Source organism: Echinicola strongylocentroti, assembly GCF_003260975.1.
GTDB lineage: Bacteria > Bacteroidota > Bacteroidia > Cytophagales > Cyclobacteriaceae > Echinicola > Echinicola strongylocentroti.
In genome coordinates, this window is record NZ_CP030041.1 from 579,302 (window position 1) to 603,220 (window position 23,919).

The 23,919-nt window shown below is 44.2% G+C and carries 17 protein-coding genes; all 17 read right to left on the bottom strand.

The window, feature by feature from the left end; all coding sequences use genetic code 11:
* Window positions 1-15: 15 nt before the first annotated feature.
* Window positions 16-3,360, bottom strand: coding sequence for a SusC/RagA family TonB-linked outer membrane protein (locus DN752_RS02230; protein WP_245949428.1), 3,345 nt, complete (start codon window positions 3,358-3,360; stop codon window positions 16-18).
* Between the two features lie 396 nt (window positions 3,361-3,756).
* Window positions 3,757-4,821 (bottom strand): FecR family protein, encoded by a 1,065-nt coding sequence (locus tag DN752_RS02235; RefSeq protein ID WP_112782468.1) that lies wholly within the window; start codon window positions 4,819-4,821, stop codon window positions 3,757-3,759.
* Between the two features lie 9 nt (window positions 4,822-4,830).
* Window positions 4,831-5,451 (bottom strand): RNA polymerase sigma factor, encoded by a 621-nt coding sequence (locus DN752_RS02240; RefSeq protein WP_112782469.1) that lies wholly within the window; start codon window positions 5,449-5,451, stop codon window positions 4,831-4,833.
* A 278-nt stretch (window positions 5,452-5,729) separates the two neighbouring features.
* The gene (locus DN752_RS02245; protein WP_245949429.1) at window positions 5,730-7,454 is read right to left on the bottom strand and encodes a capsule assembly Wzi family protein; all 1,725 of its coding nucleotides are present in this window, start codon (window positions 7,452-7,454) and stop codon (window positions 5,730-5,732) included.
* Between the two features lie 9 nt (window positions 7,455-7,463).
* A complete protein-coding gene (locus tag DN752_RS02250; protein WP_245949430.1) occupies window positions 7,464-8,144 on the bottom strand; it encodes a hypothetical protein in 681 nt (226 codons plus the stop codon).
* A gap of 17 nt (window positions 8,145-8,161) precedes the next feature.
* Complete coding sequence (locus tag DN752_RS02255) at window positions 8,162-9,667, bottom strand: DUF4301 family protein (protein ID WP_112782471.1); 1,506 nt, start codon at window positions 9,665-9,667, stop codon at window positions 8,162-8,164.
* A 476-nt stretch (window positions 9,668-10,143) separates the two neighbouring features.
* Window positions 10,144-11,541: a UDP-glucose 6-dehydrogenase gene (locus DN752_RS02260; RefSeq protein ID WP_112782472.1), complete on the bottom strand. Its 1,398-nt coding sequence runs from the start codon at window positions 11,539-11,541 to the stop codon at window positions 10,144-10,146.
* Between the two features lie 142 nt (window positions 11,542-11,683).
* The gene (locus DN752_RS02265; RefSeq protein WP_162633078.1) at window positions 11,684-13,546 is read right to left on the bottom strand and encodes a heparinase II/III domain-containing protein; all 1,863 of its coding nucleotides are present in this window, start codon (window positions 13,544-13,546) and stop codon (window positions 11,684-11,686) included.
* 38 nt (window positions 13,547-13,584) lie between these two features.
* Complete coding sequence (locus tag DN752_RS02270) at window positions 13,585-14,472, bottom strand: hypothetical protein (RefSeq protein ID WP_112782474.1); 888 nt, start codon at window positions 14,470-14,472, stop codon at window positions 13,585-13,587.
* 6 nt (window positions 14,473-14,478) lie between these two features.
* Window positions 14,479-15,921, bottom strand: a complete 1,443-nt coding sequence (locus tag DN752_RS02275) for an MBOAT family O-acyltransferase (protein WP_112782475.1) — start codon at window positions 15,919-15,921, stop codon at window positions 14,479-14,481.
* A gap of 114 nt (window positions 15,922-16,035) precedes the next feature.
* Window positions 16,036-16,806, bottom strand: a complete 771-nt coding sequence (locus tag DN752_RS02280) for a WecB/TagA/CpsF family glycosyltransferase (RefSeq protein WP_112782476.1) — start codon at window positions 16,804-16,806, stop codon at window positions 16,036-16,038.
* Between the two features lies 1 nt (window position 16,807).
* A complete protein-coding gene (locus DN752_RS02285; RefSeq protein WP_112782477.1) occupies window positions 16,808-17,974 on the bottom strand; it encodes a glycosyltransferase family 4 protein in 1,167 nt (388 codons plus the stop codon).
* 50 nt (window positions 17,975-18,024) lie between these two features.
* Entirely contained in the window at window positions 18,025-19,149 is a 1,125-nt protein-coding gene (locus DN752_RS02290) for a polysaccharide pyruvyl transferase family protein (RefSeq protein WP_112782478.1), read from the bottom strand.
* 7 nt (window positions 19,150-19,156) lie between these two features.
* Entirely contained in the window at window positions 19,157-20,578 is a 1,422-nt protein-coding gene (locus DN752_RS02295) for an O-antigen ligase family protein (RefSeq protein WP_112782479.1), read from the bottom strand.
* Window positions 20,579-20,596: 18 nt separating this feature from the next.
* Complete coding sequence (locus DN752_RS02300) at window positions 20,597-21,847, bottom strand: glycosyltransferase (RefSeq protein ID WP_112782480.1); 1,251 nt, start codon at window positions 21,845-21,847, stop codon at window positions 20,597-20,599.
* A 1-nt stretch (window position 21,848) separates the two neighbouring features.
* Window positions 21,849-23,003, bottom strand: a complete 1,155-nt coding sequence (locus DN752_RS02305) for a glycosyltransferase family 4 protein (protein WP_112782481.1) — start codon at window positions 23,001-23,003, stop codon at window positions 21,849-21,851.
* The gene (locus tag DN752_RS02310) at window positions 23,003-23,914 is read right to left on the bottom strand and encodes a polysaccharide pyruvyl transferase family protein (protein WP_112782482.1); all 912 of its coding nucleotides are present in this window, start codon (window positions 23,912-23,914) and stop codon (window positions 23,003-23,005) included. Before DN752_RS02310 ends, DN752_RS02305 begins: the two co-directional genes overlap by 1 nt.
* Between the last annotated feature and the right edge of the window lie 5 nt (window positions 23,915-23,919).

Consider the following 23,919-nt stretch of genomic DNA (forward strand, 5'->3'; position numbering starts at 1 on the left):
CATCGGTTTTCCTGTTTAAAATCCAAGTTTTACCCCTAGCAAGAATGACATCGCTGTAGGATAGGCATTATAATCGATCCGGATATTGGCATTGCCATTTGGGTTGACTGCCGGATCCACACCATCATACTTGGTGATGGTAAACAAATTGGTACCTGTCACGTACACCTGTGCATTGCGGAAGGTATTGCTCTGCATAGGAATGGTGTAGTTTAGCGTAACGGTATTCAACCGTAGATAAGAAGCATCCTGAATGGTGTAGGAGTTGACTTCTTTTTGTCCCTGCGCCGTTGGATTGACAAAGGAAGGATATTCATTGGATGGATTTTCTGGTGTCCATCTGTTGAGGTAAGGCTCTGCAAACTTATTTCTTCTAAAGTTGATCGGGAAATAGGTATCCACAAGGTTATTGTTCAGCATGCTGATACCGTGTACCCCTTCGAAGAAAACATACAGACTGAATCCCTTGTACTCAAAGGTATTGGCTATAGAGTAAGTCAAGTCTGGGAATGAATTGCCCAGTACTTCCCTATCGTCAGCATTTACCGTTTGATCACCGTTGATATCACGGAATTTAAGATCTCCAGGCTCCACATTATCAGTAGTTTGGTCAAAATCATCACCTTCCTGCCATACACCGTCTACTTGGTAGCCATAGAAGGAATACATCGGTAAACCCTCTTGGATTTTCCAAATCTGGTTGGCAAAACCTGCACCTCCACCAATAATCTGCCCTACTCCGCCAAGGCTGGTCACTTCATTTTTTATGGTAGCCAGATTAAGCGTTGTGGTCCATGTAAATTCCCCGTCAAAGTTGACCGAGGTGATGGCTGCCTCGATACCAGAATTCTTCACACTTCCTATATTGGTAATCCTGTTGGTATATCCTGTAGAGGTAGGGATGGGCAGGAAAAGGAGCATATCATAGGTATTCTTCCTAAAATAATCCAAACTACCAAAAACCCGGTCCCTAAACAGCCCAAAATCCAATCCGATGTCCCACTGCTCGGTAGTCTCCCACTTCAAGTCAGGATTGGGAATACGGGCAGGCTGGGTAGTGGATACTTTCTGATCATTGAAAACGGCATCAGGTCCAGGCACGAAGGTACTGATGGAAAGATAGTTGCCTATTTCTTGGTTTCCGGTCTGCCCCCAGCTGGCCCTGAACTTGAAGGTACTCAAGGCCTCCAAATCCTGCATAAAGGACTCTTCTTTCACCTTCCATGCAAAAGCACCAGATGGGAAATAACCGAATTTGTTGTTTTCACCAAACCTCGATGAACCATCTATCCGTAGTGTTCCTGTAAACAAGTACTTATCTTTCAAGGTATAGTTTACCCTGCCCAAATAAGAAAGCAAACGGTTGGTGGCCTTAAAGCTGTTGATATTGAACTGGGTAGGATCTCCCAAGCCGATATTGTCCGTACCGGTAGCATCAGAAGGAAAACTCTTGCCATGACTGGCAGTATTGGACATGGAGAATTTTTGGGTGGTCACCCCTGCCAGGGCGGTAAGATGATGGTCATCAAAGGTCTTGTCATAAGTCGTCGTCAATTCCATCAGGTAATTGGACTGCCGCTCTTGCAGAATGGTCGCGATGCCACCGTTGGCCAGCCCATCCAAGGTCGAACGGTCGATGTACACATCCTTACGCTGATTGGTCACATCTGTTCCGAAATTCACCTTTACCGACCATTCTGGTAGAATTTTATAGTTGGCATACGTTACAGCCATATTACGATACCGCTCGATCATGGCATTTTTGCCGAAGGCCAAGGCCAACGGGTTATCGATAGAGATATATGGAGAGATCCTATAGCGGCCATCATCCCCATAAATGCTCAATGTCGGGTCGAAATTATAGGCCGCATACAGGGCTCCATTGTTTTCATTCACTCCAAAGGACTGTGCAGGCACCTGATCATTTTCACTGAAAGAGGTATTCATGTTCAATCCCACCGTCAATCGATCCGAAAATTTGGTTTCGAGATTTAACCGGGCACTGTAGCGCTCAAAAGCAGAACTCTTGACCACTCCTTGTTGATTAAAGTAGTTCAGCGCAGCAAAGTAATTGGTTTTTTCATTGCCTCCTGAAAAAGACAGGTTTTGATTGGTCACTGGTGCACTGGTACGGAAGAGTTCATCCTGCCAGTCCGTTCCGCCTTCTTCGATGATATCCACCGTTTGGTCGGCTATTCCGCCACCATCGGCAATGATATCGTTCATCACCATTTGGTATTCCGTTGCGCTAAGTACATCCAATCTATTGGCAATATTCTGGACACCTACATAGCCGTCATAATTGATCCTCATCTGTCCGGATTTACCCTTTTTGGTAGTCACCATGATTACGCCATTGGCACCTCTGGCACCATAAATGGCCGTTGCGGAAGCATCCTTCAAAATCTCAATCGACTCAATGTCGTTGGGGTTTATAGCTGCCAATGGGTTGGTAGGTGATCGGGTATCAGGATAATTGCCTCCACCTCCAGCTGTCATCGACGAATTGTCGATGGGCAATCCATCGATCACGTACAATGGCCCCGTACCGGCATTGACAGAACTGGCTCCTCGGATGCTGATGGAAACGCCTCCACCAGGTTCTGAGCTGTTTTGTACCACATTGACACCTGCGGCCTTGCCTTTCAGGAGCTGGTCCACAGAGGTATTGACACCTTGGTTTTGCTCATCTGATCGCAAGGAAACGACAGAACCTGTCAAATCACTCTTTTTCACAGTACCGTACCCTACCACTACCACTTCTTCCAAGGCTTGGGTATCCTCTTTCATGACCACGTCGATGCTGGTTTGGTTTCCGATCTGTACCCGCTGGGTCTCAAAACCGATAAAGGAAAATATCAACACATCTCCTTCTTCAGCTGTGATCTTATAGTTTCCTTCCAGGTCCGTAACGGTACCTTTTCCAGAACTTTCGATCTTGACGGTCAATCCCGGCAAGGCCATTCCCTCTTCATCGACTACTTTACCTTTGATGGTCACTTCTGCAGCTTCTTTGATCGCTACTTTTTCGCTATTCTCATTTTCACTTACGTGAATATTGTTGTTGATCTGCGTAAAACTCAGACCACTTTCACGGGACAAAATGACCAGCAAGTCATATACTGACCCTGTAAAACCATCAGAAACTACCCGCTGGCCAGTATCGATACCATTGGTATCAAAAGTGAATCTAAAGTCTGTCTTACGCTCCAAGTCATCCATAACTGCCTGCAGGGACTTATTCTGCAGACGGACATCCACACGCACATCTTCAATGGTCTTCCGCTGGGCATTTGAGGTATTGGCCAGCAATACCGTACAAAATACCAGCTGGATAAGGAACCCATATAAAACTCTCATAGACATCTTTATTAATTGTCTTAGTATCTTTTTTTGCATAGTTTTAAATGTTTAAGTGATTACTGCTTAAGCTTCCTGTCTGTACCGTCCAAAGTTCACGACAGGAAAAAATGTTGGCAGTGGGGAATTTACAGATTCCTTGCTGCCACTTTTTTTGACTAACTGGAATTGGGGATTTTCATGTTTGTGGGGATTAGGCTATGGGTTTATTAGTTATTTATTATTAAGCACTTAGGTATTTGCTCATTGGCTTATTGCGTTTGGCCATGGTCGGCTATCGACAGCTCGTTACGAGGGTTTTGAAATCCCGAGCTTATGGTAATAGGGAACTCTACTCCCTGTCGCTTACTCAATCTGTCCCGATAAGTACCAAGAATATGGTTAACACCTCCCTTCTTATTTTCTTCCTTTCATCAGCTTGACTTGCTTACCATCTATTTCATAATTGATACCTAGGGTCCTTTTGATTCCTTCCAAGACATTTTCGAGTGATTCATTTTTATATTCTCCAGAGTAAGCCCAAGAACGGCTGATGTGTGGATCGCAAGTGACGTCCACCCCGTACCAGTCGCTGATTTTTTGAATGATTTCTGCTCTATCAGATTTCCTGAAAACCAACACCTTATTCTTCCAACCGGTGACTTCCAGTGGGTCAAAACTCGTCAGGGAGAGTTCTCCGTTTGGCTGGACACTGAGCATTTCAGAAGGTTTGAGGATCACTTGATTACCTATTTCATCCTTCACCTTTACTTTTCCCGAGATCAAGGCCACCGCAAGGTCACCATCCAAAGGGTTACGTACGTTAAAAGTCGTCCCCATCACTTCTACTTGCGTATTGCCCAACTCTACGATAAATGGCCTACCGTCTTTCTTGATATCAAAAAATGCCTCCCCTTCTAGCTTTACCATACGCATGGAGTCTGAAAAATGCTCAGGAAACGATAACTTACTGCTGGCATTAAGGCTGATCGTGCTGCCATCTCCCATCTTCAGCGTGGAGCGAACACCTGGTGGATTTTCGCTGATTTCCCATGCCACTTCTTGGACAGCTTCTACCGCTTGGGGCTCGACAATGTACACCTGGACCACCACCCAAATGCAAAAAGCAAACACGAGAGCAGCCGCTACTTTATGAAGTCCAAACCATGATCGCCAAGAAGATCGCTGCTGCTGCGATAAATCTTCATTTTCCAAGCGAGGATCCGATCGGAGGACATTCTCAAAAATTTCCAGGTAGGCACTATCCGATAGTTGAGGTCTTTTTTCATAAGTCAGGGAACGTACCATAGAAGCTGCTTCCAAAACCATTTCCCTTTTGATGGCATTTTCGGCAATCCACTTCTCCCAGAAGTGTCCCCCTTCCCCATCGGGATTTTTGGCCCAGGAAATAAAGAACTCATCTGCCAGGAAATCTTCCAGCTCATAATCCCTGTATTTCAATATGTTTTTATCCTTGTTCATGTAGTTGGTTCACTTTTTTAGAAAGACATCTTTCAAGCTGGCGAGTGCCCTGTATACGAGCTTTCTGGCAGATTTGACATCCGAAAAACCCATCACTTCTGCAATTTGGCTATAGCTCATTTCTTCTTCATAAAGCAGCAACAATGCTTGACGTTGTCTCACTGTCAGCTGGGCCAATGCGTGCTTTACCCTCTTTTGCTGTCGTTCACGATGTTCGGATTCTATCAGGATCGTCTCTGGGGAGAGTGCAAGTGCAAAGGACTTTTTATAATGCATTTCATCAGCGTCCATGAGCTGCCCTCTTTCCTTCATTCTTTTAATGATTTCGCTGCGAATACATTTAAATAGGTATGACTTAATGCTACGGACTTCCCCAAGTCTTCCCCTTCTTTTTCGGAGATATATAAAAAGGTTCTGGATACAATCTTCTACCAAATGGGCGTCGCCACAGAACTGGTAACCAAAAGCAAATAAGTCGGAAGCGTAATTTTTATAGAGGAAACTGAAAGTGGACTCATTGCCTTTGTTAAAGGACGTCCATACCATTTCATCCGGCATTTCCAAGTACTCCTTTTCGGAATACCGGACTTGGTATTTATCAGTTTTTTCAGGTACTTTTCTGGGCTTCATCTCAATTTATATTTGGCTTTTTAGCCATCTCATAATATAAAGAGATAGAAAACTCCATAAACGACCCCACAAATCCGAAAAAAACTTTCAATAAATAAAACTTTTACTATTCCCGCAAAAAAAGAGTGTTTTCTTTAACGATTTAGCAGATATTTCAACCTGAAAATATAGCTTTCTCAACACTCATAAAAGAGCAAAAAAAAGAGGAAGCCGATTGGCTTCCTCTTTTTTTCCATTGGGTCTAATAATCTATCACTCAATCAAATCATAACCCTCTCTTATTTTAATAAATACATCAGGCTCAAATGTCCCACAAAAGTATTTTTGTCCAGTCCTGGCACCCAATAGGTACCATCGTCACTATTTTCGAGGTACCATTTATAGTTGAGGGTATTGACATATTGGACCTTTGCCGATACCAAGAATCGATACACCTGCCAGTCTGCTACTAGTGATGGTACCAAATCGACGTACTTCCTGCGCCAGTCCTTGATCACCTCAAACCTTTTATAGTAAAAGTCATTATTATAAACGATTCGTTCAAACTGGAATCCCAGTTTCGTGAAATTCCTGTTCCAACTGACTTCTGCAAAAATCACGTTGCTCCCAGGTCCGTTTCCCGCTCCCATAACCTGGCCATTATTGGTGTAGCCGTGACGGACATATGGATGGGTATACCAGCTTTTCTTGGCTAATATATTTTCTCGGACTGACTGTCCTGTCTGGGTCGTTTCGAACTGTACTCCCAGATAGGTGTCTGGATCCTTTAGTTGGATATATTTTGTAAACCCTAAGGTAAAGGCCCTGTTGAGGTCTGGATACATAAACATCTCCCGGAAGGTCTTACTGTTGCCATTGGTACCGTATTCCCCATAGAATTCAAACAGCTTCCCGGGACTCGCCCATCTAAAATACCCGGCACTCAATTGATTTCGCTGCATGGCATCCAAGTCCACTACATCGGCAGGCCTCTTGCCTCCATTGAAAATCGGCAAGAAATCATCGAAACTGTCCATGTCCCGCCAATACATCTGGGAAACGCTACTGTAGCCTAATGTCAGGCCTGGAAGCCATTTGGGTTGGTAATTAAGGGTAATTCCTGCTAGGTACCGATCATCTTCGTCGGGCTTTGGAACATATAATGGTGTCTGCCTAAACCTATAGTCTGAGCCTGGAGGAAGGTACCCCGAATTATTCAACTTTCCCGCAATCAACTGCCCCTCAAATCGCCCTATGTTCGTTTCAAAGGGCTTGGTAGTCTCTAAGGTCGCATGTAGAAAACCCGGCGCATTATTGCTCATCAGCAAGCTATTTCTCTTCCCAGGTCCCCACCAGATATTTTCACTCGAAATCCCAATTGCCAAGTTCTTGTAGTTGTATTTGATATGGGACTGACCAAGGAGGTATTCGACATAAGCATAATGGCCGTACCTTTCGACAATATCAGCCGTATTCAGCCATTCATAATATTGCTCCCAAGTAGACCCCCAATGCTCTTCTGGGAAACCTTGAAAAGGTAAATTTTGTGCGGTCACCAACTCGGGCTGAAACTGCAAGCTCCACCTGCCATATTTCAGGTAAACTCCCGCACTGATCAAGGTCTGTAATCCAGTATTCGGAATCATGGCTCCGTCATTTATCCCAAAAGCGTAATTGGAATTATACTGGCCTTTGATAATTTCCGGCAGCATTTTGATACTTCCTTTGCCCTCATCGAAAGTCAGTGCTCGCTCCTGACCGTACAGCTCCTGGTACCACCCGTTTTTTTTGGGGTCGTCCAGGTCCAGGTCACTGACCTCGGGAGTTAACGGGAAAATGGTCATGGAATAATCCGAGTTGAAATTCCCTATTAATTGTTGCCTTCGGAGATAATCCCGCAAAAAAGGTGTGTTAAGATTAACCGTTTGTGACAAAGCGGGAAAAGTCAGTATCATCAGTAGAACTGAAAGGATAAGGGCTTTTCTAATGGTAATCCTCATGGATGGATATTTTCTTATTCTCATTCTATTTTTTTACTCCACCAGATGAACCTTAATACTGGACAATGACCAACTTTCATCGCAAATCTGGGAGGTGGTCAGGTGTTGTTGTACCGTTTCGTCTCCACACACAAGGGTAATTTGATCCTCCTTGTGTTGTATAATTTTTGAAATCCGGTATTTGGTCGTCCATCCCAGTGAATCAGCATAGCGGCACAAGCCAGGAAGGTTGGTATCCTCTGCACCTGTTTTGGGATCATTGTGTCTTCCATATGGTTCGGGGTAGGATTGGCTCAGACACCAAGTAGGCACGCAGGGTTGATTGGAAAAAGTGGAGTTGATCAGCGACTGTCCATCGATCTCCAAATACCACTTATCCGGCCCACCTGCAGGCCCGGCATTTCCATCCCAAGAATCATGGAGCAACAGGTCCACGGTAACCCTGAGAAACTTATGGGATGGAAGATCGGCCACGTTGATGGCTATTTCTTCATTATTATAATTGCCCAAAACCGTCTGCCCGTTGTACGCCCGCAACCGCCCGTTTTTAATTTCTTTCAGGTTTTCTGTTGTGAAATCATTCTCATACACCAACGTCTCCCCCGGCTCCACATCTTCCTGACATCCCGTCAATCCTAAAAAAACACCAAGCACCAAACTATAAAGCAAAATATCAACTACCGTCGTTTTCCTCATTGAAACTTTTCTCTTCATTCTCTTCTCCTTTCCTTCTAGCTGGCTTGGTGTTCGTCCCTTAGCAAGTCATTAATGGTCTTGACAGGACTGAACGTACCGAGTGGCACCTCTACAAAAACCGTATTCCAGTCGGACATGGCGCCATTCCACAGCCCTGGCAGTTCTAGTGCTTTTAAGGCTCTGCCGTTAAGGGATTTTTCGCTGATGAGCCCCGCCTCAGGATCTGAAAAGTCATCCAAGGAGTAGCGACTGCCATCTTGTTTCTTGATGGCACACACCAAATCTACCGGGTTAAAGTGAGTACTTTCTGTCAAAAGAGCTGCTAACTTGTCCGGTTCGATCTGGGCTTTTTCGACAATCTGCAAGGATACTGAGCCATCTTGGTTTTTTGCCCAAAAGGGTCCACCGCCCGGCTCACCTGTATTCCTCACCATCCCACACACACGAATGGGTCTTTCTAACTTTCCGATCAACCACAACCGCTGTTCCTCCGGGGAAGCCTCCGCATATTTATTGGGAAGTAGGACACACAGATCATTGCGTAAAAAACCCTCCACTTCTGCTTTTACATCCGACTTGTTCCCTTTTAAAAGATCAAGGTAGTGAAACACTTTTTGTTGTAAATCAAGGAGCATCCCGGCCATCGCCATTTTGTATTTCTTGGAAATACCGCTTGTATTTTCAACGGTGACATTATCGATGTTTTTGACAAAAATCAAATCAGCATCGATTTCCTCCAGGTTACTTAATAATGCACCGTGCCCACCAGGTCTAAACAGTAAATTTCCGTCATTTTGTAGAAATGGCGTATTGTCCACATTTACCGCAATGGTATCGGTAGAAGGTTTTTGCTGCGAAAAACTCACCTCAAACAGGATATTTGTTCGCTTTTCCAGCATGGCCTTTATGCTTTCACAGGCCGCCTCAAACCCTTTCAAATGCTCCTTCGACACCGTAAAATGCAATTTGACTGCTCCACCTTTGCCAATGGCATATTGCATTCCTTCGATAAAATGCTCGTGAACCGGTGTTCTCTTTTGGTCATCATAACGATGAAACTTCAAAAGTCCCTTGGGCAAACTCCCGTACCCCAGCCCTTCTGCTTCTAAAAATCTGGATATGATCAATTTGAAATTCTGTTCTTCTAGCACTATATCCATGTCCCTGCCTTCTTCAGAAAAACTATTTTTCAACTCCTCATAAAAAGCAAACTTTGTGAGGTTTTTGATAAATACATCAGCCTCCTTACTGCGCGATAGGCTTCCATCCCCTTCGAGAAACTCATAGAGTTTTTTAAACATCCTCGACGCCGCACCGCTGGCCGGGACAAATTTGACAATGTTCAATCCATCCTTTTGCTCACAATAAATCCCTCCCAACTTATCAATCTCCTCATTGGAAAGGACCTTGATACCATCCGTAGCTTGTGCAGGTCTCAGGATGGACAGGTAGGGGAAACCTGTCGCAAACCGATTGATCTGTCCCAAGACGGTAGGTAGGGATTTACCTTGGTAGGAGATTTTTTCAGACAATGCATCCATTTTTTTTCGTGTTTTATGGTGGTTAACTATGTTGTAGTTTAACCCGGATTATGCGTTAGGAATCGTAGTGAGAGCTGAAATTGCAAGAAAATCAGTTAGTTTGGAGGTATTAGCGTAGCACCGCTACGGTTATGCCGAAAACTAAAGTGAAACGGCTGATTTTGAAGCAGTTTAAGATCGCAACAGATAGGCTAATGCATATTCCGGGTTTAATCTAGATTATGCATTAGCCTATCTATTGCTGCCCGATACTGCCCAAAACTGATTTTCTTGCGGTCTCAGACCTTTCCGACAACTGTGGGGACAGGCGATATCGACTCCTAATGCATACATAAACTGGGTCATTACTATTTTGAAAAACTAGCCGTATACTTTGCTAAACGACATTGGATCCGAATTCCAAAAGGGAAAGCCTTTCAAAAAAAGGCCCTCCCTAGCTGCATTACACACTTACTACACTTGGTTTGAAAAAAGCATTATGTTGTTCCTATGGTGTATACTCTAAACCCGATGTCCTTCAGTTTTTGCTTATCCAGTACACTCCTGCCGTCAAATACCTGAGCAGGTTTGAGCATATTATCGTAGATTTTTTGCCAGTCATAATCGACAAACTCATCCCACTCTGTCAATACCGCCACGGCATGTGCCCCCTTGCAGGCCTCATACGGGCAGTGCTCGGCCTTCATGAGCTTTCTATTGTCCACTTGGTTTCTGGAGTTCAGGTAATCCAGGTCATTGTACATTTGCTCTTCCCTTACTTTCGGGTCAAAGACTGTTATTTTGGCATCTTCGTTGAGCAAATGGTTGGCGACGTAGATGGCGGCAGATTCTCGGGTATCATTTGTATCTTTCTTAAATGCCCAGCCGAGAAAAGCGATTTTCTTTCCGCTAACGGTATTGTACAGTGAACGTATGATGTTTTTGGCAAATCTTCCCTTTTGGTGGTCATTGATCTTGATGACCTGCTCCCAATAGTCGGCCACGCTGGTCAGCCCATAACTTCTACTGATGTATACCAAGTTGAGAATGTCCTTCTGAAAGCATGACCCACCAAAACCTACGGAAGCTTTCAAAAATTTATTGCCAATTCTACTGTCCGTCCCGATGGCTTTGGACACTTCATTGATATCCGCTTCGGTACTTTCACAAAGCTCGGAGAGTGCATTGATCGAAGATACACGCTGTGCCAAAAAAGCGTTGGCGGTGAGTTTCGAAAGCTCGGAAGACCAAACATTGGTAGTCAGGATTTTTTCTCTGGACACCCAGTGGGCGTACACCTCCACAAGGGCATCCATAGCCTCCCTTCCTTCCTCCGTAGAGGTCTCGCCGCCGATCAGCACCCGATCAGGATCCATCAGATCATCTATGGCCGTACCTTCTGCCAAAAACTCCGGATTGGATAAAATCTGGAATTTGGTGCCATTACCGGTATTTTCCAAGATGTCCCTTATGGCCTCGGCCGTTCTTACTGGCAAGGTAGATTTCTCGACTACAATCTTATCTGATTCTGCTGATGCAGCGATCTGACGTGCACATAGCTCTATCCATTTTAGATCAGCAGCTTGCCCTTTGCCTTCCCCATAAGTCTTCGTCGGCGTATTTACCGAGATGAATATCATGTCGGCCTCTTGGATGGCGCCTTCCACATTGGTGCAGAACCTGAGGTTTCTGCCCCTTGCTTCTGCCACTACCTTGTCCAAGCCGGGTTCGTACACTGGAAGATTGTCCAGGTTTTCATCATTCCATGCCTTGATTCTTTCTTCATTGATGTCCACTACGGTCACATAGATATCTGGACATTTTTGGGCGATTACCGCCATGGTGGGACCGCCTACGTATCCCGCACCAATACAACATATCTTTTTTACTTTCATTCGGTTAATTAATTGATGGTTTTAAAAACAATGAACTAAACAATAGCGCTGTAAAAACATTAGGAAATCTCCTTTAGGTAATGGGTTATTGTACTATAAAATGAATCGATTCGTTTATTGGTTTTCTCTCTTAATAAGGGCCTTAGTCCCATTCCGAAAGTGGAAGTGACGGCGCTTGGTCGATCTGCCCCCCACCGGTGAGCAGTCTCACCTCGATGACTTCTGAACAGTTTTTCTTCACTTGCAGCTCAAAACCAACCACGCGCGCCCCTTCATTGGCAGCATCATAGCGGTGATGGTTGTTGGCCGGCCATACTTTTAGTTGTGCCTCCTTGGGAGCATGGACTTGGAGCCTCAGCTCTTTTCCATTTTTCATTAAAATGGCTTCGTTTCCACGAGTGATGACCTTGCCAGGAGTGACCATTTTCCACCTGATCTTCACTGCTTCAGGGGAAGCACTGATCTCATCCCTGATGACCACTTGGTTTTGATGCCTAATCGCGACCCCCCTCAGTATTTTGCGGTCCTTTCTTAAGAAGACATCCGTCAAATCCCCAATGGCATATTGAAAACCTTCGCTATCACTGCTCCTGAGTAATTTGGCCTGACCACGCACATCCATCAGTGAATCGTCCAATGTAAGCGTATTATGGCCATGGTTATTGTACCGGAATACCGTCCACCTGCCACCATCTTGGCTACTGTCCCAAAGATTTACTTTTTTGGAGGATAGGGAATGATAATCCTGCATCCCCAAGTCTTTTGCCCATCGAACACCTTCGGCTTCCATCACAAATGCCCCCATATCCATATGGGCATGGTGTTCTTGGGCATTGCCTAGCTTAAACCCGAGGAATATCCCAGAAGGGTCTTCCCAAGAAGTGCGCATAGTCACCACCTCATTATCACCGCTTCCCGTCCATAGTCTCGATGATGGAGCAGAAATATCCTCTGGGGATCGGCCCGCACCGAACAGTAACACCATGGGCAGGAACCTTGACGTCACCAAACCGTGGTAATCTCGGTTCTCCAAAATCTTCTTTTCATTCCACAGTAAAGAAGAATCTCCAGTCTTATTGGCCAACCAGAAAATTGCTGGGTTCAGACAATGTTTCTCCAAGGCATCGCTCCAATTGAAAGCTCTGCCGGAATTGGCAATCATATTTAAAAAGAACTGGCCGGACCGTAAAAACCCTTCCGAGTAAAGAGGAATGCGGGTATTCCAATACGCACCTGCCAATGCCTCCAGCATCAGTACATGATAAGTGGTACCGTATGTCCAGTACATGGGACCTTCCGCAAAACCACCATGATCACCATATTTTTTAATGGGCTTCATGGCGCTACTTACTGCTCTGGCAATGGTTTTTTCGGCTAATATTGGCTCCTCATCATAAATAGCCAAGGCTCCCCAGACCATGGCCGCATTGCAAACCTGGTTCCAGTTATTGTCCAGCTGTAAAAACCGGTTGTATTTTTCATCATACGACGGCTTTAGCCCTTTTTGGACAATGGCCTCCTTGATCAGCCTGCGCTCCCTTTCACTCATCACGGGGTATAACCAATCATACCCAATAGCCACTGCCATGGTCAACTCTGCCACATCCAAAAAAACATCAGGATTCCATGTATCAAGTTGTGCAGCGTGCATCAGTTCCTCAATGCCACGATGGGCAAATGCTTCTTCCTTCGTCAACTGATAAGCGTAGCTGAGGTAGCTGATTTTTCGAAAAATCTCCCTGGCCTGCGGAAGCATCGTCTTCCCTTTAAAATGGATAGGGGTTAGCGGTTGGCTCACTAGGCCATTGGCTTCATCCAACAGGAGGTCATTCAACGCCGACCAACATCGGTTTTCCATCATCGAAGCCTTGAGGGCCATAAGCTGTTCTTGGCCAATCAACATACGTGGATGTGAAGCGTAGCCGGCATTATTGCTTACCGTCTGGCTGCTGACCAAAGTGGATACAACCATTAACCAAGCGATCAAAAGAGCTCTTGCAATCACTTCAAACTGGAGTTTGGCACCTCTTTACACACCGGCTGTTATTGAGCAGAAGCTTGATAATTGGTCAGGTTTTGTTCAAGCATTTTGGCAAACCGCTCACCTCCTTCTTTGTTCAAATGGTCCTCATCAGAAAACAGGTCATTTCTATTGGCAAACACCTCCTGAAAATCCAGTATTTTACAATCATTTGCCCTTAATACGCTGTCTGCCCCAAAATTGGATGATTCCATCGCTGAGAGGTAGGCTGAAGTCAAGGGGTATTTTACTCCGATCACTTGTACACCGTTGGCCTTGCACAACGCTATCATCGACTCCAAGTCTATCGCAAGCCTCTCTGACTTCTGAAGGGCACTGAAATGTAGATCAACCCTTTTTTCTCCCTTGGCGACCTTATTACCCACATCTTTCCATTCTTTGCTCACCAAGTTGCTTTTCAAGAATGACTTAAGCCTTGCCAAAAAAATGTCCCGGTTCTTTGGGCTTACCAAAGAGAAGTACCTTTTGATGTATTTCAAATAAGAATACTCCCAAAAACCATAGACTGATTCGGTAAACGGCACATAGTTTATGGAAGCTTCGATATTGTTGAGGTTTTCCCGATAATTGGAAAGGAGGTGGTTATCCGCAGAGATCAGCACATAATCAAGTTGTTTTTCTTTGAGGTAAAACTGCAGCTTATTCCGCATATCCTCATAGGAATCACTCCCCCAAGATACATTGACAATCCCCTGATCTTTAAGATTTTGCTTTAGTGGCAAGCCATGGGAATCTGCCATGATGACTCCGCGGAGCTTTTCATTGTCTATTTGCCTAATCATCCTGGTATAAGGCTCATAATAAAGCCCATCTACCACAAAAGTGACCAAGATGTTTATGGCCAGCACCCCTAATATAAAGGGAGACAGTTTTTGAAAATACTTTTTCATGATTCGCTAAAATTGGAAGTAAATAAACTCGATTTCATCGGAGAAATTTCCGGCAAAGTAGATCAACATAAACACGCTATAATAAACGCCATATCGCAATGGCCGTCTCCACCTTACCCCTATTGACTGAATGGCAAAATCCCCTTCTCTCCCTGTCCATTCTATTGCTACAAACAGCACCACCAAGGCCAATATCCTGACCGGAAATACCTCCGGCTTCACCAATAAGGTAGGCGAGAACATCTGGGCAATGTAGTCTACAGCCATTGTGACGCTTTCTGCTCTGAAAAACACCCAGGCCAAACAGGTCAAACCAAAAGTAAGCAGTACCTGACCAGCCTCTCGGAAAGTAGGAAACATTCTTCCCTGAGCCACTTGGTCAAGATTATTCCTGTTGTTTCCTGATAACATTAGTGGCAAAAAGTAGAGGGCATTTAAGGCTCCCCAGATGATAAACGTCCAATTGGCTCCGTGCCAAAATCCGCTGACCAGAAAAATAATAAAGGTATTTCGGATTTTCATACCCAAGCCTCCCCGGCTCCCGCCAAGCGGAATATACAGGTAATCCCTAAACCAGGTAGACAGAGAAATGTGCCACCTCCGCCAAAACTCGGCCATGTCCCTAGAGAAATACGGAAAGGCAAAATTCTTCATCAGGTCAAACCCAAACAGCCTCGAAATCCCAATGGCAATATCAGAATAACCCGAGAAATCACCGTAGATCTGAAAGGCAAACATAACCGCTCCCAGTACCAAAGTACTGGCCGAATAGTCCTGATAATTTTGGAAGATAATATTGACATATTCTGCACAATTATCAGCTATCACCACTTTCTTGAAAAAACCCCATAATATCTGCTTGGTACCATCTGCAGCCAGCCCGTAGTCAAATTTTCGCTTTTTGTAAAACTGAGGCAATAAATGTGTTGCTCTTTCAATAGGCCCTGCTACCAACTGGGGAAAAAAACTCACAAACGTCGCAAATCCCACAAAGTCCTTCGCCGGATCGAGCTTTCGCTTGTACACATCGATCGAATAACTCAGCGTCTGAAATGTATAAAAGCTAATCCCCACTGGTAGTACAATACTGATGGCCCTTGGGTGGATGGACTGCCCAAAGAAACTGAACATTTCTGTAAAGCTTTCCGCAAAGAAATTATAGTACTTAAAGAAACCCAATAACCCTAAATTCACCAATACACTACAGGTCAAGAGCCACTTTCTTTTGCCTTCATTGGTGGACCTTTCCATGCCCTTGCCAATCATAAAATCAAGCACCGTACTGAACAGGATCAACGATAAAAACCGCCAATCCCACCAGCCATAAAACACGTAGCTTGCCACCAGTAAGAGGGTATTTTGCTGCTTGATATTCTTATTGAAAACGTACCAATAGCAAATAAATACCAATGGCAGGAAAACCGCAAAATCAAGTGAGTTAAACAACATTTCCTTTAATGTTTATCAGTAGGTTGGTTGAGTGAGTAATCAATTACGATAAAAGGCATTTTGGCCTTACTGGAAAATGTTCCCGGACCAAGCTTATTTCAGATGGTAAGCAGTTTAGGATTTGAGTCTTTTCGTAGGAAGCCTTCTGAGGTCATTGGCTGCCAATCTAAAAATGTACCATGGTTCGATAAGGTAGCGAAACCAAAAACGGTTGGGGTTTTCTTGGAGCCTGTACAGCCACTCCAGTCCACTTCTTCCCATCCATCGAGGTGGCGTACTCACCGTGCCAGCCACGTATTCAATAGCAGCACCACAGGTCATGATTACTGTCGCATTCAGGTCGCCCTTATTTGCCAAGATCCAATGTTCCTGGCGAGGCATTCCCATTCCTACGATCAGGATAGCTGGATCGTAGGCATTGATCAGCTCTACCACTTCCTGATTTTCCTGACTGGTTATGTTGGTATCGAAATATCCATGGCGATAGTTGATATCAAGGCCTTCAAACTTATCTTTCAGCATTTTCACACCTTTGGAAACACTGACCTCATCCGCCCCAAGGTAAAATACCTTCAACTTTTCATCTCGGATCCTCTTCATCAATGGATCCATTAAATCCACCCAAGTAAGCCTATTTTCCTTTGATAGCGGATAGCCCATGGCCTTGCCGAGCCATACCAGCGGCATGCCATCAATCCGTTTTTTTGCAATGGCATAAAGGCTCTTTAGTTGGGCCGAATTGGACTTATGATAAGTGTAGATTCCGTGAAGGTTTTGGCTGAGAATGACGTTCTTTTCCTTTAACCGTACCGAATTCACGACAAAGTCAAGGAGTGAATTCAAGCTAAACGCATCCACTTCAGTTCCAAGCAGTTGGTAAGACATATCAGTTGAGTGTTTTAGTTTCTTTCAGAATAAATTCGATCCGCGACTTCCAGCTGTGGGATTGTACCACTGGTTCACGGATAAGATCAGGGTCAAATTTCCCCTTTTTAAAAAGTTCGTAAGCAAGACGAATTTTCTCCACGAGGTCATTGACGTCTCCTGATTTGAAGCAAAACCCATTTTGCTGATCCTGTATCATTTTGGAAGCATCCTGAAACCTGGCCGCTAGGACCGGTTTGCCCATGGACAGGTACTCGTATATTTTTAATGGAGAATGGTACATCTTACCAGAATGAGTTGCTACTTGTCCGGAATAGCACACATCGAACCCTCCTATATAGCTGGGGATTTGGTTCCACGGCTTGCGACCTACAAATGTGATAGTATCTCCCAGACCTGCATTGGCACAGTCATTTTCCCATTCATTTTTTTTCAGTCCGTCCCCTACGACGGTGACTTTGATGGGTATTTCTTCCTTCAAGATATCCACCGCCCTGATCAGCACATCCACCCCGCACCAAGCAATCATAGACCCCACAAATCCCACGGTAAAGTCATCGTGTTCACGGATAGGACTCACACTTTCCGGGTCAAAACGATCTGTATCCACTCCATTGGGGACCACCAGTATTTTGCCTGGGTCGATATCAAAATGTTCCAGCACCATGGTTTTCAGCTCGTCAGTGACACAGACCAGATAGTCACAGGAGTGATAAGCCTTGGCTTCCATTTTTTTACAAATTCCTGAAAGGATAATGCTCTTGCGATCGTTTTTGGCCTCTTCGTAAAGGACACTGTTGGTTTCTAGGATCCATGGCACCCCGTTTTTTCGAAACTTCATTCCCATCAGTTGAAAAGCGCCTAAACGCTCATAGACACAATCTACTTGATGGTGCATTTTGTAGGAAATTCGATTATTATAGGCGCCGTAGGTTATCCGGATCAAGTCTGCTGCCAATCGTTTGAAATAGCTCTTGGAAAGGCTTTTTTGAAAATCGGTTTTATGCCCGCTTTTCATGATCCTGTTTCCGACGATAAATTCCGAAACATCCCAGTTAAGTGACCTGAACCCATTGATCACACCGAGAATATGGGCCCTGGCTCCTCCAGCATCGGCTTTTAGCTGTGTAGATACCCTGGGAGCTCCTGACAAGTAAAGTAATTTCATTTCTGTTTATTGATAAAAGTGGTAGTAAATAATCAAATCAGTGGGTGCATTTACATCATCACCTTGTCCATGCTTTCCATGGTCAAGTCATGGTAACGCTTCTCTATGGATGCCAATTGCTGAAGAATTGGCTCCCGTTGCTCCAAAAGGTGAACCACTTTATCTAGCAGTGTTTCATTGCTGTCGCTGGCTTCCAACAGCAAATTGTCAATACCAGCATCGTGATATATCCCTTTTATTTTTAGGTGCTTGTCAATATCCGTCAATACCAATGGCAGCACATTGTATTTGGCAGCAAGCAGTGCGCCGTGGAGCCTATTGGTGATGATCGCAACCCCATTTTTATAGGCTTTTCCTGCTGTTTTCAAGGTGATTTGCTCTTCATCGAATTCTACTTTGTAACCTTTCTCGACAAGCATCCCATGCAGTTCCTTGCAAAAAGTATAGTCTCCCAAAACCTGATAGGTGACCTTCAGGCGATACTGGTCTTTCAAGCGGTCGATGATAAACATCAGCCGCTCCATAAGGGCATCCCTGTAGCGATTGCCATCGTCATCCTTATAGATGCCATCCCTAAAACTAAAGATGATTTCTTCTTTCTTGGTTTTGGATAGGTCCACCCCATTGGCATGGTAGGTCCATGCCAGATCAGGAAAGAACTGTGCCTTTGGGATCCCTATCGAGTGTGCCAAATCCAGGGAAATGGAGTCCCTTACCAAATAATGATGGGTAAACCAAGCCCTGATTCGCTCGCTCAAGGCCTGTTGCTTGCCTATAGGCCCCATCGAAAACCCCATTCTCACTATCCGCACTCCCAGCATCGTCAGTAGGATCAAAAAAACAGTGTACTCAAAATTTTTAAGGATTTTTTTTGTTGAATTGCCAAAAATATGACCGGGAGGTCCTGCTACCATCACCACTTTTTGGTCCTTTTTGAACATGCTCTCCCAAGCCTTTAGGAACAGCTGTTTATAAAAGCTTCCCTTGGCAAAAGTACTTTTTTCGGCCGTTTTGAGCTCTAGGGCGACTTTATAATACTCCGGTAGCTTTTGGTCATTGATGACCACCTTCCCATACTTCCGGAAGATTTCTATCAACGATTTGTTAATGAGCACATCCCCAGTATTCTCAAACTGTGTATTGCCCTGAAAGTAAGTAGTGACTTTTTTTACCATGCTATGATTAGTTGACTAGTTGCTGTGTGAATTCAGGCTGTTGTACCTTGTAATTTTGTACAGAACGATGACTATAAGTTTTAAAAACATGCACCTGACCAATAAGAAAGGTCAACGTGATCATTTCCCTTTTTAGCGGAGCCCATCCAAAAAAACCATAGATAAATATAGAAATCAGGATACCTATGGTGGCAAGGCTGAAGACATTAACTACAATATTATTGGTTTTCAACAGTTTGGTATGACTGGATATCTTGCTGCCAAAAAAGGACAACCATAGCACTATGCCTACTATCCCAGTCTCTGCCAGTACGATAAGATGAATATTATGAATGGGATTGGTGGTAATGAACTCTACCACTGCCAAATCCTGAGTGACCCTGATAAAATGCCCCATATAATACACATGTGCATTGATGCCCACTCCTAGGAGCTTGGCGCGGCTCCAGATATCATACCCCATAAACCAAGATGAAAACCGGACCTCTATTTGGTTCTCAAAATCACTGGCTAAAAACAACTCACTCAATGGTGTGAGGTATAGGATACCCAAGAACGTAGCAAATACAGTACTAGCCAAAATGACGTTTTTTATGGAAAAGAGACTCTTTTTGGAATAAAAGGAAATAAGCACAATACCGATAATAATGGCACTGGTCACGTAGGTGGTCCTTGAAAAAGTCAAGAGAATAATAAACACGTTAGCCAAAAAACAATAGAGGGAAAATTGCTTTTTGAAGCCATTTAGGTAAGCCGAAAGAAAGAAAATAGCCGTTATCAATGAAAACAGCGCCAAGGTACCCGGATGGCCAAAAATCCCAACAGCTGAGGTATACCCTTCCCTTTTCAATGCATAATCGATCATGTCTTCCCCTTTAAAAAAGGTCAACGCTGCCTCTATACCCAAGAGCGGATACATGATTACCAACACCGTCTGCAAAACGGTAATCACCATCAACCCGTCATAAACGCCCTTTAACACCTCTCCCTGGGTAAAATTGCCCTTGATATAATTGACCGCAAGAAAAACTTGAAGGGCATAGCACAGAAAAATCAACACGGACTTTGGGTAAGGATTCATAGGATTAAAAATCGCTATAAGGCTCATTACCAAAACAACCAGCTCCCACTTATAATCTTTCAGTTTAAGCACCGGAAAACGCTGATAGCCTAAGAAAAAACCTATTGGTATAACGAAAGTGGAAAGGGAAATCCAAAGGGAATTACCAAACACCCCCAGCCGGTCTACCATCGTTCCTTCATAATTCGTCTTGGTCAAAAACGAATGGAACGAAGTCCCAAAATCAAACGCCAGCATCAACACAAAAAAGCTGGTCAACATGTGATTGGACCGTTTTCCCTGCCAGTTGAGGTATGCCCATTTACCGAGGGCATACAGGACAATAGCTATTAAAACTACTTTATTCATCTTTTGCTAAGGGGTAAATCAGGATGGTTGAAGGTGTTTTTTTGGACTGTTTAACCCGCTGAGGTCACTGGAAAAATGGGCATAATTCTTTTCAGCATTGTAATACTTATTGAAAAATCCCCGAACCTGCGCTGCCTGAAAAGCGCCGTCCAAAACCTCCTCATAGGCAGTTACCACTTCCTCGATGGTAGGGTGGTCCGGTAAAAGCTTACCGGTCGAGTCCCCGACAATTTCCCCCGTACCTCCCACTTTAGTAGCCACCACTGGGATGCCAAATGAAATCGCCTCCATAATGGACACCGGAATGCCTTCCGAGGAGCTGAGGTTGGTAAAAAGATCCACCGAATGCTGGGCATAATGGGCATAAATGGTTTCATTTTTTACATTGCCTTTAAGGTCCAAGGTCATGTTTGTAGGTACCCCCTCGCTGTCCGATAGTGCACTCCATCCTTCGCCATCACCAAAATGTGTCCATTTGATGCGTTTTTCGGGATGCTGCAATGCATATTGGACAATGGCTTTTTTGATAAAATCCACTCGCTTCATTGGGGCTACCCTGGATACCGAAACGATACATACATCTCCCGGTACGGACTTTTTGGCCACTCTTTGATGATCATAAACCCCCAGGCGCGCTATCTTAATATCGGTATCGTGTCCGTAATTTTTTTCCAAATACTGTTTGCCATCATCGGAAATGGAATAAACCGTCCCTATCTGCCCCAAACAATACTTCCTGTACGGCCAAAAACGACGGGTAGTGGGCTGGTTTTCATAAATATCAAACCGATGGCCCCTTGTCACCACCTTTGGGGTAATTATCCCCGCATCTTTTAACTTGAGAAACGCATAAGTGGCTTCGTTAAACCAGTAGGTATACACCAAGTCTGCTTGGTTTATCCTTTCGCTTTGGATGCTGAAAAAGTGGCTATAAGCCCTAGCGTTAGACACAAATTTCAACAGCATATTCAGGTCTTTCGCACTCCTGATCATGGCCCAATGTACTGAAATAGCCTTCGCCAATTCACCTGACAAAAGTGTCTTTACGGCCCTGCTTTTCTTCTTCTGGTACAATGTTGAAAATGAACAATCGACCACCACATTGTCAGGTACATTTCTGCAATAACTGTCCACCTCATAGGGGAAAATGGTCACCTTATCAAAGGCCTTTGCCAATATCTTGATTTCACTTTCCAAAAATGCTTCCGTCTTAAAGAACGGAAACCTCTTGGTGATCAATACCAACTCTTTCATCTTGTTTGCTTCCATGTCAAATTGCCTGATAAAGTTTTACAAGCTGTGTGGTGTTATAATCGGCAGAGATCTCTTGCCTTTGTCGAAAGACTCCCCCATTTTCCGCGCCATTCAGGTATGTTGTCAAGGCTTCCGTGAGTCCACCTTCCTTTTGCCGGTCGTACACCATCCCACTTTCTGAAAACACTGTTTCGGGCAGACCTCCCACATTAGAGACAATGACGCCTTTGTCCAGACCAAACGACGTCATCACCACACCACTTTGTGTGGCATCTTTGTAGGGACACACTACCGCCAAACTCCCCCTGATCAATGCTGCCACCTCCTCATTTTCCAAAAACCGATTGATCACGACAATATTTTCATGGTTTACCATTTCTTCAGGAATGGAGAAATTGGCCTTCCATTTACCCGCAATGACCAGTTTTAGCCCTGGATACGCATCAGTGATTTCACTAAAACTATCCACAAGATCATCCACTCCTTTATATTGAGACACCCTTCCTATAAAAAGCAGGTAGTCATTGGCCATAGCTTCCAAGCCGTGATGGGTATCAGTATACTTTGAATAAAAAGAATAAGGCACCAAAGAAAGATTATGTACAGGTTTCTTCCTGCCATAAACAGCTTGGAAGGTTCTCTTTGAATGTTCGGAGAAAGTCAGGAAAGCATTGGCTCGGGGATACATCAGTGTTCTGATCAACTTCCTCCGCCAATCGACCTCTCCGGAATGCGGCTGGGGATCGTGTACATCTATCACCCATTTTTTGGCTTTCGCAAATAGCCGCAGTCCAAATAGCTCAATGGACAAATCATCAAGATGGATCACATCAGGGGCTATGGCATTGATCATTTTTCCCAGTTGTCTGTTTCTTTCTATCGCCTTCAATCCTACTCTCTTCTTAGGGAAAAACATAAAATCAACCCCTTTGCAATCTTGAATGTAAGATTCAAAAATCGCTGCATCTTTTAAAGAAGCCTTCATTTCAGCAAAAGAATACGATTTTTTGTTATTTCCATCAGGGATTTCATTGAGATGGAAGATCGTAGAAGAAAGCTTGCCTTCAGAAGTAAGCACAAACACGTGCAGTGCTACTTTTTTGCTGAGTTCCTTGATATACTCTATCGAAAAATCCAAAAACCAAGGATAGGTGATGTACACAACCTTCATTAGTAAACGGCTTTAAAAAGTGTTGCTTGCAATCGCTCCACCTCTTCATTTAATGCTGAAAAGATCTCATTGGCCCGCTGATCAGACGATAGCTCATAATCGAGATCGCTTTGGGAAAGGCTATGTAAAATCTGGTCCCTCACCTTGCTTTTCTGTAATAAACTGGCCTCGACAGTACCTCCTGTAAGGCGTTTTACCATCTCATGGAACCTTCCTTTTTTGTAAAGCGGCAGGTACAAGGGGTCATGTCTATAAATATCCAGGGAATTCATCCAATCCGTCCACTTAAATTCCGAAATACGTTCTCCTTCGGTATAGGGAGTAGTCAGTACAAAACGCTTCCATGGAATACGGAAAATATCCGCCAATATCGCACCATGCATCGCTTCAGAAATAATAAATTGGGACGCTGCAATTTCCCTTAACGTAAACTCAATCCCCTTATCGGTATGGGTCGTAATGTAATGGATGCCCAGCTCCTTGCAGATCGCCGGCCAGTCAAAATAGCTCTCAGATTTAAAATATGGAATAAAGCTCACCTTGTACTTCTTGGTGATCCGGCAGATTTTCTCAAATTCCGGAAGAAGTTTTAACGCATAGGCTGCATCTGAAATATACTTGAATTGTCGGTTGAAATGATTGGAAGACAGTGGTCCTCTTAAAAACCGTACATCCCACTGCTCATCTAGGGGAAATTGCTTATGAACAGGCCGTACACCTGTACCGAAGACTACTTTTTTCTTATCCTTGGCAGCTATGATGTGCTTGTTTTCTTCATACAAGATGGTGCCTATTCCCAAAAACGCCCGCTCATCCGATAAGTCTTCTTCACCAAAGAGTTTTGGCCATAGCCAGCCGTTTAAATCATCCCCAAAATTGCCTTTTGCAGACTTGTAGTACAGGTATTCCATATCGA

Excerpts from the sequence above, each read along its gene's own strand:
- DN752_RS02230 (WP_245949428.1), bottom strand. The coding sequence starts at position 3,360 with ATGAGAGTTTTATATGGGTTCCTTATCCAGCTGGTATTTTGTACGGTA.
- DN752_RS02235 (WP_112782468.1), bottom strand. The coding sequence starts at position 4,821 with ATGAACAAGGATAAAAACATATTGAAATACAGGGATTATGAGCTGGAA.
- DN752_RS02240 (WP_112782469.1), bottom strand. The coding sequence starts at position 5,451 with ATGAAGCCCAGAAAAGTACCTGAAAAAACTGATAAATACCAAGTCCGG.
- DN752_RS02245 (WP_245949429.1), bottom strand. The coding sequence starts at position 7,454 with ATGAGAATAAGAAAATATCCATCCATGAGGATTACCATTAGAAAAGCC.
- DN752_RS02250 (WP_245949430.1), bottom strand. The coding sequence starts at position 8,144 with ATGAAGAGAAAAGTTTCAATGAGGAAAACGACGGTAGTTGATATTTTG.
- DN752_RS02255 (WP_112782471.1), bottom strand. The coding sequence starts at position 9,667 with ATGGATGCATTGTCTGAAAAAATCTCCTACCAAGGTAAATCCCTACCT.
- DN752_RS02260 (WP_112782472.1), bottom strand. The coding sequence starts at position 11,541 with ATGAAAGTAAAAAAGATATGTTGTATTGGTGCGGGATACGTAGGCGGT.
- DN752_RS02270 (WP_112782474.1), bottom strand. The coding sequence starts at position 14,472 with ATGAAAAAGTATTTTCAAAAACTGTCTCCCTTTATATTAGGGGTGCTG.
- DN752_RS02275 (WP_112782475.1), bottom strand. The coding sequence starts at position 15,921 with ATGTTGTTTAACTCACTTGATTTTGCGGTTTTCCTGCCATTGGTATTT.
- DN752_RS02280 (WP_112782476.1), bottom strand. The coding sequence starts at position 16,806 with ATGTCTTACCAACTGCTTGGAACTGAAGTGGATGCGTTTAGCTTGAAT.
- DN752_RS02285 (WP_112782477.1), bottom strand. The coding sequence starts at position 17,974 with ATGAAATTACTTTACTTGTCAGGAGCTCCCAGGGTATCTACACAGCTA.
- DN752_RS02290 (WP_112782478.1), bottom strand. The coding sequence starts at position 19,149 with ATGGTAAAAAAAGTCACTACTTACTTTCAGGGCAATACACAGTTTGAG.
- DN752_RS02295 (WP_112782479.1), bottom strand. The coding sequence starts at position 20,578 with ATGAATAAAGTAGTTTTAATAGCTATTGTCCTGTATGCCCTCGGTAAA.
- DN752_RS02300 (WP_112782480.1), bottom strand. The coding sequence starts at position 21,847 with ATGGAAGCAAACAAGATGAAAGAGTTGGTATTGATCACCAAGAGGTTT.
- DN752_RS02305 (WP_112782481.1), bottom strand. The coding sequence starts at position 23,003 with ATGAAGGTTGTGTACATCACCTATCCTTGGTTTTTGGATTTTTCGATA.
- DN752_RS02310 (WP_112782482.1), bottom strand. The coding sequence starts at position 23,914 with ATGGAATACCTGTACTACAAGTCTGCAAAAGGCAATTTTGGGGATGAT.